Source organism: Algihabitans albus, assembly GCF_003572205.1.
GTDB lineage: Bacteria > Pseudomonadota > Alphaproteobacteria > Kiloniellales > DSM-21159 > Algihabitans > Algihabitans albus.
This window is the reverse complement of sequence record NZ_QXNY01000006.1, coordinates 410,633-423,188: the sequence shown is the minus strand read 5'-3', so window position 1 is coordinate 423,188 and position 12,556 is coordinate 410,633. Positions and strand designations below refer to the sequence as shown.

The 12,556-nt window shown below is 66.0% G+C and carries 10 protein-coding genes; 7 read left to right on the top strand and 3 right to left on the bottom strand.

The window, feature by feature from the left end; genetic code table 11:
- Positions 1 to 12: 12 nt before the first annotated feature.
- From DBZ32_RS18730 to DBZ32_RS18700, 7 genes are all read left to right on the top strand, one after another.
- The gene (locus DBZ32_RS18730) at positions 13 to 1,464 is read left to right on the top strand and encodes an FAD-binding oxidoreductase (protein WP_119168755.1); all 1,452 of its coding nucleotides are present in this window, start codon (positions 13 to 15) and stop codon (positions 1,462 to 1,464) included.
- 120 nt (positions 1,465 to 1,584) lie between these two features.
- A complete protein-coding gene (locus DBZ32_RS18725; protein WP_119168754.1) occupies positions 1,585 to 3,312 on the top strand; it encodes a PAS domain-containing sensor histidine kinase in 1,728 nt (575 codons plus the stop codon).
- A gap of 173 nt (positions 3,313 to 3,485) precedes the next feature.
- The gene (locus DBZ32_RS18720) at positions 3,486 to 5,282 is read left to right on the top strand and encodes an acyl-CoA dehydrogenase (RefSeq protein WP_119168753.1); all 1,797 of its coding nucleotides are present in this window, start codon (positions 3,486 to 3,488) and stop codon (positions 5,280 to 5,282) included.
- Between the two features lie 746 nt (positions 5,283 to 6,028).
- Entirely contained in the window at positions 6,029 to 6,325 is a 297-nt protein-coding gene (locus DBZ32_RS18715) for a BufA1 family periplasmic bufferin-type metallophore (RefSeq protein ID WP_119168752.1), read from the top strand.
- A 45-nt stretch (positions 6,326 to 6,370) separates the two neighbouring features.
- A complete protein-coding gene (gene bufB, locus DBZ32_RS18710) occupies positions 6,371 to 7,291 on the top strand; it encodes an MNIO family bufferin maturase (protein WP_119168751.1) in 921 nt (306 codons plus the stop codon).
- Positions 7,281 to 8,036: an HvfC/BufC N-terminal domain-containing protein gene (locus DBZ32_RS18705; RefSeq protein WP_119168750.1), complete on the top strand. Its 756-nt coding sequence runs from the start codon at positions 7,281 to 7,283 to the stop codon at positions 8,034 to 8,036. Before bufB ends, DBZ32_RS18705 begins: the two co-directional genes overlap by 11 nt.
- A 32-nt stretch (positions 8,037 to 8,068) precedes the next feature.
- Positions 8,069 to 8,566, top strand: coding sequence for a DoxX family protein (locus DBZ32_RS18700; RefSeq protein ID WP_119168749.1), 498 nt, complete (start codon positions 8,069 to 8,071; stop codon positions 8,564 to 8,566).
- A gap of 115 nt (positions 8,567 to 8,681) precedes the next feature.
- On the opposite strand, the gene DBZ32_RS18695 is transcribed toward DBZ32_RS18700, so the two are convergent.
- From DBZ32_RS18695 to DBZ32_RS18685, 3 genes are all read right to left on the bottom strand, one after another.
- On the bottom strand, positions 8,682 to 9,902 hold the full coding sequence (locus DBZ32_RS18695) for a polyhydroxyalkanoate depolymerase (RefSeq protein WP_119168748.1): 1,221 nt from the start codon (positions 9,900 to 9,902) through the stop codon (positions 8,682 to 8,684).
- Positions 9,903 to 10,250: 348 nt separating this feature from the next.
- The gene (locus tag DBZ32_RS18690; RefSeq protein ID WP_119168747.1) at positions 10,251 to 11,066 is read right to left on the bottom strand and encodes a maleate cis-trans isomerase family protein; all 816 of its coding nucleotides are present in this window, start codon (positions 11,064 to 11,066) and stop codon (positions 10,251 to 10,253) included.
- Between the two features lie 11 nt (positions 11,067 to 11,077).
- The gene (locus DBZ32_RS18685) at positions 11,078 to 12,322 is read right to left on the bottom strand and encodes a D-amino acid dehydrogenase (protein ID WP_119168746.1); all 1,245 of its coding nucleotides are present in this window, start codon (positions 12,320 to 12,322) and stop codon (positions 11,078 to 11,080) included.
- Positions 12,323 to 12,556 lie beyond the last annotated feature (234 nt).

The window sequence follows — 12,556 nt, the reverse complement described above, 5'->3', positions numbered from 1 at the left end:
AAAGTCTCGACGATGCCAGAAGGTAGTCCCATCACCGAACGCCACGGCCGCCTGCAGGAGGCCATCGCCAATGTGGTCGGCCCACGCCATCTCCTCACCGATCCAGCCGATCTGGCCCCCCACCTGACGGAAGAACGGGGCCGCTATCGCGGTCGCACGCCCTTCCTCGTGCGCCCCGGCACTCCGGAGGAGACGGCCGAGGTGGTGCGTCTTTGCGCCGAGGCGCGCGTCCCGATGGTCCCGCAAGGCGGCAATACCGGGCTCTGCGGCGGCGCCATCCCCTTCGAGACGGGCGACGAGGTCATCGTCGCCCTGGGCCGCCTGAAGCGCATCCGGGATCTCGACGCCGAGAACTTCACCATCACGGTCGAGGCCGGCTGCATCCTGGCGGACCTGCAGCAGGCGGCGGCCGCCGCGAATCGGCTCTTCCCGCTCAGCCTCGGTGCCCAGGGGAGCTGTCAGATCGGCGGCAACCTCTCGACCAACGCCGGCGGCGTCCAGGTGCTACGCTACGGCAACATGCGCGACCTCACCCTGGGCCTGGAGGTGGTTCTCCCCGACGGGCGGATCTGGGACGGGCTGCGCGGCCTGCGCAAGGACAACACCGGCTACGACTTCAAGCACCTGTTCCTCGGCGCGGAGGGCACGCTCGGCATCGTCACGGCCGCGGTGCTGAAACTCTTCGCCCGACCGCGCGAGATCGTCACCGCCTTCGTCGCGCTGCCGAGTCCGGAGGCCGCGGTCGACTTGCTCGGCCGCGCCCGCAGCGCGACCGGCGAGGCCGTGACGTCCTTCGAACTGATCCCGCGCCTCGGTCTGGAGATGACCCGGCGGCGCGTCGAGGGCTGCAGCGATCCCTTGGAGAGCCCCTCGCCCTGGTACCTGCTGATCGAACTCTACGGCGGCGGCGAGACGGGAGCGCTCGGCGAAGCGCTGGAAAGCCTGCTCTCCCAAGCCTTCGAGGCGGCCTTGGTCACCGACGCGGCGATTGCCCAGAACGCCCAGCAAGCCGCCGATTTCTGGCGCCTGCGCGAAGGACTGGTCGAGGCTCAGAAACACGAGGGCGGCTCGATCAAGCACGATGTCGCCGTACCCGTCAGCAAGGTCCCGGCCTTCATCGCGGAGGCGACCGCCGAAGTCCAACGGCGGATCCCCGGCGTCCGCCCGGTCCCCTTCGGTCACGTCGGAGACGGCAACATCCACTTCAATCTCAGCCAGCCCGACGGCGCGGAGCGGGACGCCTTTCTGGCGTGTTCGGAGGAAATCAACGAGGCGGTCCACGACATCGTCGCGCGCTTCGGCGGTTCCTTTTCCGCGGAGCATGGCCTGGGCCGCATGAAGGTGGCTGAAGCCGAACGCCTGAAACCGCCGATCGAGATCGAGATGATGCGGCGGCTCAAGCGAAGCTTCGATCCGCACAACCTTATGAATCCCGGCAAAGTGGTTTCTGCCGGTCACACTTAAAGTATTTTAACTTTCCTCTGGGAATCTGCAGTTATTCAATCCTTAAGTTTTTCGACTCAACATTTCTCGGGCAGGTGACCTGACCTCCGCAAACCCAACGGTTTCGCTCTCTCCTCATCTATGCTGCTGTCATTCGACAACATCGAGCTGAAGCGCCTGCTCGACTCCATCAGCGCGCCGACCTTCGTGGTCGACGTCCTGGAGAACGGCGTGTTCCGCTACGCGGCCTTCAATCGCTACAACGAGGAACGCTGCGGCCTCAGTCACGAGGAGGCGACCGGACGGCGGTTTGAAGATCTGCTCGATCCCACACTGGCCAGCCACCTCGAAGGCCGCTATCTCGCCTGTATCGAGGCGGGAACCATCACCGAGTACGATGAAGAACTGGAGGTCGCCGGCAGGCGGCGGATCTGGAGCATCTCCCTCTCCCCTCTGTTCGACGACGACGGGCAGGTCAGACGGATCCTCGGCACGGCCAACGAAGTTACCGTCCTGCGCGACCAGGAAGCCCAGCTACGCGACCGCGAAGCCTGGCTGTCGACCCTGGTGGAAGGCTCCCTGCAAGGCATCCTGATCCACCGGCACAACCGGCCGCTTTTCGCCAACACCGCCTTCGCGCAGATCTACGGCTACGCTTCGCCTGAGGAGGTGCTCGCGGAAGACGACCTGACCCACCTCGTCGCACCGGAGGAACGTCAAGCCCTGGCCGCGCTCAGCCGCAGCGCGGACGAGACCAGGAACCTGGACCACTTCGCCCGGGTCCGCGGCCTGACCCGAACCGGCTGCCCGCTCTGGATCGAGTTCCGCGCCCGCCGCGTCGACTGGGACGGCCAGCCGGCCCTCCAGATGACGGTCGTCGACGTGACCGAGCGGACGCGCTACGAGGACCAGCTTATCGCCTCGAAGGACAGGCTGGAGCAGCAGGCGGAGTCGCTGGTGCGCCTGGCCGGCGATCTGGCGAAGGCCCGCACCGAGGCAGAGCGCGCGCGAAGAGCCTCGGAACAAGCCAATCGCGCCAAGAATCAATTCCTGGCCGCAATGAGTCACGAACTGCGCACGCCGCTGAACGCCATCCTCGGTTTCTCGGAAATCATCGCCCAGGAAGCCTTCGGCACCTGCAGCGTACCGCAGTACGTCGAGTACTCGCTCGACATCAACGAAAGCGGCCGGCACTTGCTGGAGCTAATCAACGACATCCTCGACATCGCCAAGATCGAAGCAGGCAAATTGGAGATCCATCCGGAGATCGTGGAATTGGATGAGGTTCTCGAGGCCTGCCGGCGGCTCTGCGCGGTCAAGGCGCGGGAGCGCGATATCGAGCTGCAGCTCGACATCGCCGGCGGCGCACAGTTCGTCTATGCGGACATGCGCGCGCTGAAGCAGATTCTCTTCAACCTGCTTTCGAACGCCATCAAATTTTCCAAGCCCGGCGGCCAGGTCGACTTGGCGGCGCGGCGGCTCAGGGGCGACTGGCTCGAACTGTCGGTGACCGACGAGGGGATCGGCATTGCCGGAGACCAGATCGGTCACGTGTTCAATCCCTTTCATCAGGTCGACAATCGATACAATCGCGAAGCGGGCGGTACCGGCCTCGGCCTCGCCCTCGTCAAGGCGCTCGCGGAGTTGCATCGGGGAACCGTCACCCTGGAAAGCGAGCTGGGTCAGGGAACCTGCGTGCGGGTCGCCTTCCCACCCGAAAGCTTTCTGAAGCAAAGCCAGGGGTCGCCCGCCGGCGGCATACCGGTCAGCGAGGAAGGTAGGGCCGAAAGCGACGATCCGTCGACAGACCCGGAAGCAGGCGATCTGCAGGTCGGTGGGCTTCGCGGCCGGTCGCGCCGCCCGGTCTAACCGCGTCCCGCAGGGCGGCGGCCGAAGCAATCGGCCAGGCTCTTCGGACCCTGACTCCGAACTCCTCGAAACGCGATGCCGCACGCCATTGCCAGGGCGCAGGGGGCGACCTACTGTCCGGAACTGAAAGCGGCTGCCGAAACAAGCCGTGAGCCGCCCGGAGGACTGCCCCGATGACCGATTACCGTGCGCCGATCGACGACATGCGCTTCGCCCTGCGCGAAATCGCAGGCCTGGAAGAACTGTCCCGCCTCGAGGGCTTTGCCGAGGCCGACCCCCAATTGATCGATCAGGTGCTCGAGGAGGCGGCCCGCTTGGCCGGCGAGGTCATCGCCCCGCTCAATCACCCCGGCGACCGTATCGGCGCGGTTTTCGAGAACGGTGTGGTGCGCACCCCGGAGGGATTTAAGGAGGCCTACCACACCTACGTGAACGCCGGCTGGAATACCCTGCCCTTCGATCCTGATTACGGGGGCCAGGGACTGCCCTGGGTGGTCGCCGGCGCGGTTCAGGAGATGTGGAACGGTGCGAACATGGCCTTCGCGCTTTGTCCGCTGCTCAACCAGGGGGCCGTCGAGTTGCTTTCGGCGCACGGCAGTGCGGCGCAGAAGGACACCTATCTGCCGAAAATGATCAGCGGCGCCTGGACCGGCACCATGAACCTGACCGAGCCCCAGGCGGGGTCCGACGTCGGGGCCGTCAAGACGCGGGCGATTCCGAACGGCGACCACTACCTGATCCAGGGCCAGAAGATCTACATCACCTACGGCGAGCACGATTTCACCGACAACATCGCCCACATGGTGCTGGCCCGCACGCCCGGCGCCCCCGAGGGTACGCGGGGCATCAGCCTGTTCCTCGTGCCGAAGTACATGGTCAACGCCGACGGCAGCCCGGGGCCGAAGAACGACCTGCGCTGCGTGTCTATCGAGCACAAGCTCGGCATTCATGCCTCGCCGACCTGCGTCATGGCCTACGGCGATTCCGGCGGCGCGATCGGCTATCTGGTCGGCGAAGAGAACCAGGGCATGCGGCAGATGTTCACCATGATGAACAATGCGCGTCTGGCCGTGGGCATCCAGGGGGTCGGCATCGCGGAGCGCGCCTATCAGCAGGCGCGCGCCTTCGCCTTCGACCGCGTGCAGAGCCGCGACCTGGCCGATCACGCCGGCACGCCGGTCGCCATCATCAAGCACCCCGACGTGCGCCGCATGCTGCTCACCATGAAGGCTTTGACCGAAGCGGCGCGCGGCCTCACCTATCACACCCTGGCCGGTCTCGACCGCGCCAACGCCGTCACCGACGAGCGCAGCCGGCAACAGCAGATGATCGACGTGGTCGAACTGCTGACCCCGGTGGTGAAGGGCTGGAGCACCGACATCGGCGTCGAGGTCGCCTCGCTCGGCGTGCAGATTCACGGCGGCATGGGCTTCGTCGAGGAAACCGGCGCCGCCCAGCACTATCGCGACGCCCGCATCGCGCCGATCTACGAAGGCACCAACGGCATCCAGGCCCTGGATCTGGTCAATCGCAAGGTCGTCCGCCATAGAGGTTTTCCCGCCCGTTCTTTCTCCGCCTCCGTCCGCAAGGAGGTGGAGACGCTGGCCAAGCTTCCGGGCGACCGCTTCACCGGGCTGCGGCGGGAACTGACGGCGGGTGCCGAGGCACTGGACCGGGCAACCGACTGGCTGTGCGATGTCTGGGCCGGCAATCCCCGCCTCGCCGCCGCCGGCGCAACGCCCTACCTGCGGCTTCTGGGAACGCTTGGCGGCGGCTGGGTGCTGGCCCGCCAGGCCGTCGCGGCCGCACGGCAGCTCGAGGCCGCCAACGGTCACGCCGTCTACCTGGACGGCAAGATCAAGACCGCCCGTTTCTACGCCGATAACATCCTGCCTCAGGCGAGCGCCGCGGCCGCGGCCGCGACCCGCGGTGCGGAAACGACCCTGGATCTGGACGACGCACAGTTCTGATCTGCGGTTCGACTTGCGGTCTGCGATGCGGTGCCATACCGGGTGGCCCTTGAGCCCCCGACTGGCAAACAGGCAGACGGCAGCAAAAAAACTCCGCAAGACAAAGAAAACCCGGTTTCGCCAGGGAGAACGAAACCGGGTTAGAAGGCTTGGGAGGGCTGCTATCGATAGTTGGAATTTAACGAAGTTTCTACACCGTCCCATTGATCTGCGTCAAGTGCCGTGCCCTTCCTCGTTGATCTTGGGAACCTGCGGCAGCCGGAAAGCAGCCCTCGGGGCCTTTGGACGGAGGTCTTCTTGGCGGCAGCCCTGGCCTCGGGTTTCTGGGGCCGGGGCCGGCGAAGACCACCCAGGCATCAGGCTGATAGGCTGAAAAAATTTATTTATTTCAATAGGTACTGGCGTTTTTTCGATATCCGGATTGAGATGGGCCGAGCGGTCGATGCTGTTGATCGTGCGCGACAGAGGCTGAAACCTGGAGGACCGCGCTCCCGGAATTCCCGCCCGGGGCGGTCCCGGGGACGATCCGGCTCAACCCGGTCGACGCGGAAACAGCCGCTCCGGGCCGGGATCGCGGCGCCGCCCGGCCAACACTTTCGTGAAGCGTCGTGATTCGCGTCTTGTCGTGGGGTTACTCACCTTGTGGGGTGCGAGCCACGCCAAGGCGGGCCGCGGGTCGGGCACTGGCCCGAACCATCCAGGTTTCGATAAAATTCAGGTTTCGATACAATGAGGAGAAATCGCTGATGTTCGAGAAGAAGCTGACCGCCGCGACCGCCGCCTTGGCCCTTGCCGGCGCCGTCGCCATCACAGGCCTGGCTATGACCCCTGCCGCCGAAGCTGCGGGCGCCAAGTGTTACGGCGTCGCCAAGGCTGGCGAGAACGACTGCGCCAACGCCGCCGGCACCCACTCCTGCGCCGGCCAGTCCACCGTCGACTATCATGGCGGCGATTGGAAGGCCACGGCCTCGGCCGAAGCCTGCCTGGAAATGGGCGGCCAGACCGATCCCTTCGAGGGCGTGAACGCCGAGAAGGCCAGCTAACTCGGCTGTTCGAGGACCTCGATCCTCTTGGGGAGGGATCAATCCATGACCGCTTTCGCGCCGCTTGGCCGGACGGATCAGGGTGAATCCCGCACCGCAGACCCGATCCCTGTCGCGCCAATCCCGGCGGCGGCGGGGATCGGACTGCGTCACCCGCACCTGCCCGACTTTCTGAACGGCCGCCCGCCGGTCGCCTGGCTGGAGGTTCATTCCGAGAACTTCCTCTCCGAGGGCGGCCCGCGCCGCCGCGCGCTGGAGGCGATCCGGCGCGACTACCCGATTTCCTGCCATGGCGTGGGCCTGTCGCTCGGATCGGCCGAAGGCTTGAGCGAGGCGCATCTGGCGCGTTTGGCCGCCCTGTTCGACGCGGTTCAGCCCGGCCTGGTCTCCGAGCACGTCGCCTGGTCGGTCGACGAGGGTACCTACCTCAACGACCTGTTGCCGCTTCCCTACACCGAAGAGGCCTTGGCCGTTCTCTGCCGGAATATCGAGCGTGCGCAGGAGGTTTTCGGCCGGCGCATCCTGGTCGAGAATCCCTCCAGTTACCTTCAGTTCGACGCATCCCGGATGGGCGAGGCCGAATTCCTCGCCGAAACCGTCCGGCGCAGTGGCTGCGGCCTGCTGCTCGACGTCAACAACATCGTGGTGAGCGCGGAAAACCACGGTTTCGATCCCATCGCCTATCTCGACGCCCTGCCCCTGGAGGCCGTTGGCGAGATCCACGTCGCGGGTCATGCCGAGGTCGAGCTGGAGGGTCACCGCCTGCTGATCGACGATCACGGCAGCCGGGTTCCGGACGCGGTCTGGCATCTGCTCGAGGCGGCCCTGGAACGAACGAATAGCGTTCCGGTGCTGGTCGAGTGGGATACCGCAATTCCCGAGCTGTCGGTGCTGCTGGAGGAGGCCGCAACGGCGCAACGGGCCCTGGAGCGCCTGACGCCAAGGAGCGCGCGTCGTGCTGGCTGAGATGCAGGGCGCCTTCCGCCGGGCCCTGCTGCAGGGCGACGAGGCCGCGGCCCTGTCGGGCATCGCCGAAGGTGGGCTGCCGCCGCGCCTGCGCCTCTCCGTCTATCGCAACAACGCGCTGGGCTCGCTGTCCGGCGTGCTCGCAGCCGCCTATCCGGCCCTGGAGCGCCTGTTGGGCAAAGACAATTTCCGGCTGCTGGCCCGCGCCTTCGTTGCCGCGCATCCGCCGAACCGACCGCACCTCTCGAGCTACGGCGCCGAGCTGCCCGCCTTCCTGGCAACCTTTCCGCCGACGGCCGGCTATCCCTTCCTGCCCGACCTCGGGCGGCTGGAATGGGCTCGCAACGAAACGCTCTTCGCCGCCGATGCGCCGGCCCTGACCGGCCGCAACCTGGAGGGCCTGGCACCGGAACGTTTGAGCGGCCTGCGGCTGCCCTGGCATCCGGCAACCCGGCTGATCGAGAGCGCTTATGCCATCGAGCGCCTCTGGCTGGCAGACGCCCTGGGCCGCGGCGTGGCGGCAGGGGCTCAGTCGGTTCTGGTCACGCGCAGTGCCGAGGGCGCCGTTCTGCAGCGCCGGATCGGCCAGGGTGACGTCGCTCTCTTGCGGGCCTTCGCCAGCGGCGAGGATCTGACGGCCGCCGCCGTAGCTGCTTTCGCCGCCCAGCCCGACTTCGATCTTCAGGCCGCGCTGGCCGACCATCTCACCCAGGCAACTTTCACAGAGCCCAAAGAGCCCGCCTGACTTACAGGCGCGCCAGACCGGAGGTATCCGCGATGTCCCTCTCCTCCACCAGCGAGTCCCGTGGCTCGACGACGCTGCTCACCAGCCTCTACGCCCGTTTCGAGCCGCTTCGCGATGCCGTGGAAGCCTACGGCCAGCCCATCGTTTCCCTGATCGCGCGGCTCTGGATGGCGAAGATCTTCTTCGATGCCGGCTGGAGCCGGGTGAACAACTGGGGCAGCCAGGAATTCCTCTTCGGCTTCATCCACCCGGTGCCCTTCCTGCCGCCGGCCCTGGCCGCGCCGATCACCACCGTCGGCGAGCTGACACTGGCCGTCCTGCTGGCCTTCGGCCTGTTGGGCCGGCTCTCGGCCGCCGGGCTGCTGGTCATGACCATGACCATTCAGTGGATCGTCGGAGCCACGCCGGAGGGGATCGAGAACGGGATCGCGCATCCGTCGCATTATCTTTGGATGCTAGTTTTCGGCCTGCTGATCGTTTACGGCCCCGGCAAGCTCAGCCTCGATCACCTGCTGGGCAAGCGCAGCTAGCCTGCCAATTTCCCACCGCTACAAAAGAAGCGGCGCCCCGATCCCGAGGCGCCGCTTCGCTTTGTCTATCCTCAGAGAGTCCGCGTCAGCTCTGCTCACGCGTCAGTCGACAGTCTTACCCGTGCTCTCGCACGAAGGCACCGATGGCCGGCTTGATCTTCTCGCGCCAGCGGCGACCGTTGAAGATGCCGTAGTGACCGACGCCGGGCTGCAGGAAGTTCTCGTGCTTGGACTGATCCAGGCCACTGCACATGGCGTGGGACGCGATGGTCTGGCCCGGCGCCGAGATATCGTCCAGCTCGCCTTCGACGGTCATCAGCGCCGTCTTGGCGATCGCACCCGGGTCAATCGTCTCGCCGCGCCAGGTCAAGGTGCCCTCGGGCAGGCTGTGGCGCTTGAAGATATGGTCGACGGTCTCGAGGTAGTAGCGCGCCGGCACGTCCATCACCGCCAGGTACTCGTCGTAGAAGCGGCGATGCGATTCAACGGAATCGCCATCGCCTTGAACGAGATGGCGGAACATCTTCACATGCGACTCGAAGTGCCGCGATGGGTTCATGGAGAGGAAGCCGCCAAGCTGCAGGAAGCCCGGATAGACGGCGCGACCACCGCCCGGATAGTAGGCCGGGACATCGTCGATCAGGCTGCGCTCGAACCACGCCATCGGGCGGGACTCAGCAAAACGGGTGACGGCGGTGGGCGCGGCGCGGGTATCCACCGGCCCGCCCATGAGGATCATGGTCTTGGGCTGGGCGGGATCGTCGGCCTGCGCCAGCAGCGAGATCGCAGCCAGCACCAGCGGCGCCGGCTGGCAGACCGCCATGACGTTGAGATCGGGCGCCAGCCGCTTCATGAAGTCGATCAGCGTGTCGAGGTAGTCCTCAAGCCCGAAGGTCCCGGCCGCGGCCGGCACGAAGCGCGCATCGATCCAGTCGGTGACATAGACCTCGTGGTCCGGCACCAACGCTTCGACCGTGCCGCGCAGCAGCGTTGCGTGGTGACCGCTCATCGGCGCCACCAGCAGGATCTTGGGGTCGCTGCGCCGAACGCCGACCCGCTTGAAATGCATCAGATCGCAGAAAGGCGTGCCGCCGGCTCTCTCGAGCTCCAGCGGGACCTCCCGACCGTCCACCGTCGTATGCGTCAGTTCCCAGTCCGGCTTGCCGCGATAGCGGGTCGCGGAATCGAAAACCTCCAGCCCCGCCACGACGCTGCGCCCCAGATGGGTGTAAGTCATCGGCACCAAGGGATGGGTCAGGAACTCGCGCGCCGTTTCGGACATCATCCGAAAAGGTGTCATCGCGATATGCTGGAACTCGTAGAGCGAATAAAGCATCGAAGATCCCCGCGTCTGTTGCACTCGCGACCGGCTGTTCCTTGGGCTTTTTCTTATGTCGCTTCGCGCGTTTCTGTTCGCCCGAAAGAACCCCACCCCCTGCCGACGCCGGGAAGCATGATGCATCGAGATGAAGAAATAGCAACCGCGCTCCATAACTATTGAGTGTTTGCATAACGACTATGCAGTAAGGCTGTAGGCATACGGTCCTTTTGGCGAATCTTTGAAAACCCAGCTCTACGGCCTTTCAAAAGGCGTTAGCTCGGCATCGCGCGGAGGGTTGAGCCGAGATCTTCGGCCCAAACGGAAAACTTCACGATTAAATGATGTGGTGAAGCGGCAGAGCCGCTAGTCGAGCCCGCAACGGAAAAGCGCGCCGAGTCGCGGCAGGGCCGTCTCGACTCCCGACAGGCGCAGGGCGTGCCAGGCCAAGGCATGATTGGAGGAGGTAACCGGCTTGCCGACCGCCGCCTCGATGTCCTCCACCGCTTCGACCAGGCGCATTGAGGTGCAGGAGACGAAAAGCCCGTCCACGTCCGGCTCGCCGGCCAGCCGCTCGGCCGCCGCGCGAAGCGAGGCCGCATCGATTCGGGCCACGGTCGGATCGTCGCCCTCGTTGAAGGAGCCCATCACCGGCACCTGGATGCCCCGCGACTGGAAGAAGTCGCGCAACATCCGATTGACCGAGCGGAGATAGGGCGTCAGCAGCGCGATCCGTTGCATGCCGAGCGCCTGAAAGGCCGCCAGGGCGGCCAGGGCCGGGTTCGTCGCCGTTTTCGGCGCGCGCGCCCGAAGCACGAGGTCCCGCACCCGCTCCGGTCCGATCACCATCGAGGCGGACGTGCAGCCATAAGCGACGCAGTCGAGGTCGGAACCGGGCAAGAGCACCTTCGCGCAGTCCGGGATGCGTGCCTCCATGGCCTTGAGCGTCTCCGGCGTGATGGCGGCGTCGTTCCAGATGCGGCTTTGAAACAGCGCGACATCGGGCAGCTGCGCCAGAATCCGATGGAACTCCTGTTCCACCGTACCGTCGGTCGCCAGAACGATCAGCCCGAGGCGGGCGGCAGCTCCGAAGCCTGCGTCGAGCGTGAAGGGCAGATGCTCCAGGTCGACGCGCGGCCGATCGTCGGGGTGAAGCGACAGAGAAGCTGCGTCGACTGCCATGAGCCTTGTCCTTACTGCAGAAGCAGACCGTCCAGCGGTATCTCGGGCGTGCGGCCGGCGATCAGGTCCGCGGTGATCCCGGCCGTTCCGCAGGCCATGGTCCATCCCATGTGGCCGTGCCCGGTGTTGAAGTAGAGGTTGTCGTGGCGACCGCGACCCAAAACGGGCATCCCCTCCGGCGTCATCGGCCGGAGCCCGGCCCAGTAGCTCGGCTGGCCGTAGTCGCCGCCCTCGGGGAAGAGATCGCGGGCCACCGACAGCATGCGGTCGAAGTCGGCCGGCTTGTGATCGGTCGCGTAGCCTGAGAACTCCGCCGTCGCGGTGATCCGGAGCCGGTCTCCGAAACGCGCGTAGGCCACCAGATTATCCTCGTCGACGCCGCCCAGGCGCGGCGCACGGTTGCGCCCGGCGATCGGTAGCGTGACCGAGTAGCCCTTGACCGGATAGATCGAGAGGCGCGCGCCGAGCTGCCGCGCGATCTGCGGACTGTAGACGCCGAGCGCAAGCACGAAGGCGTCGGCGGCGACCTCGCCCGCGTCCGTGACCACCGCCTCGACCGAGCCTCCCCCGAGGCGAAATCCCTGCACTGTCTCCCCGAAGCGGAAGCTCGCGCCGCCGGCCGCGCAGGCCTTGGCGAGTTCGAGCGTGAAAAGGCGGGCATCTCCCGACTCGTCGCCGGGCGCGAAGATCGCGCCGGCCAGCCTGTCCTGTAGCGGCGCCAGCGCCGAGTCGACCGCGACGGCTTCGGCCGCCGTCAGGCTTTTCAGAGCGATGCCTTGGTCGGTCAGAATCCGCATCTTCTCCAGTGCGCCGGCGAAGGAATCGGGCTCGCGATAGAGGTAGAGCAAACCGCCGTCGCGGGCATCGTAGGTCGCGCCGCTGGCCGCCACGACCTCGTGAAGCCGAGCCTGCGAATAGAGGCACAGCCGGGCCTTGCGCGCGGTGTTGACAGAGGCGCGCTCCGCCGTGCACTGCCGGAGAAACTTCAAGGTCCAGCGCCAGAGGGCCGGATCCAGGTTCGGCCGGAAGCGAAAGGCCTGGTCGCCGCGCCAGAGCGAGCGCAGCAGCATGCCCGGCGCCTTGGGCGACGACCAGGCATAGGCATGGCCCGGGGCCACCAGACCGGCATTGGCAAAGGATGTGAAGGCAGCCGGCTCCTCCGCACGGTCGATCACAGTGACCGCGTGACCGTCGCGCTGCAGCATCCAGGCGGTCGCGACGCCCACCACTCCGCTGCCGAGCACGACGATATGCATGCCACGCTTCCCATAAACCGGATCTAAAGGGAACTCTGGCGCAACGCGCGGTGTCTGCCAAGCTTTGCCGGCATTGCCTCAGGAGGTCGGGACGGTCCGCAACAGCCGTCCGGCCCTTGCCTGATTTCCGACAAAATTTCAGTGAGTCATGAGATTTGACAAGACCTTACGACAAGTTAATCCGGCGGACAGGCATGCGTAAGCCTTTCGCCCTATATTCATTCACAACCGCCA

What these genes read in the sequence shown, in the direction of transcription:
- bufB (WP_119168751.1), top strand. Translation starts at nt 6,371, where the DNA reads ATGACCGCTTTCGCGCCGCTTGGCCGGACGGATCAGGGTGAATCCCGC.
- DBZ32_RS18720 (WP_119168753.1), top strand. Translation starts at nt 3,486, where the DNA reads ATGACCGATTACCGTGCGCCGATCGACGACATGCGCTTCGCCCTGCGC.
- DBZ32_RS18715 (WP_119168752.1), top strand. Translation starts at nt 6,029, where the DNA reads ATGTTCGAGAAGAAGCTGACCGCCGCGACCGCCGCCTTGGCCCTTGCC.
- DBZ32_RS18690 (WP_119168747.1), bottom strand. Translation starts at nt 11,066, where the DNA reads ATGGCAGTCGACGCAGCTTCTCTGTCGCTTCACCCCGACGATCGGCCG.
- DBZ32_RS18695 (WP_119168748.1), bottom strand. Translation starts at nt 9,902, where the DNA reads ATGCTTTATTCGCTCTACGAGTTCCAGCATATCGCGATGACACCTTTT.
- DBZ32_RS18685 (WP_119168746.1), bottom strand. Translation starts at nt 12,322, where the DNA reads ATGCATATCGTCGTGCTCGGCAGCGGAGTGGTGGGCGTCGCGACCGCC.
- DBZ32_RS18725 (WP_119168754.1), top strand. Translation starts at nt 1,585, where the DNA reads ATGCTGCTGTCATTCGACAACATCGAGCTGAAGCGCCTGCTCGACTCC.
- DBZ32_RS18730 (WP_119168755.1), top strand. Translation starts at nt 13, where the DNA reads ATGCCAGAAGGTAGTCCCATCACCGAACGCCACGGCCGCCTGCAGGAG.
- DBZ32_RS18700 (WP_119168749.1), top strand. Translation starts at nt 8,069, where the DNA reads ATGTCCCTCTCCTCCACCAGCGAGTCCCGTGGCTCGACGACGCTGCTC.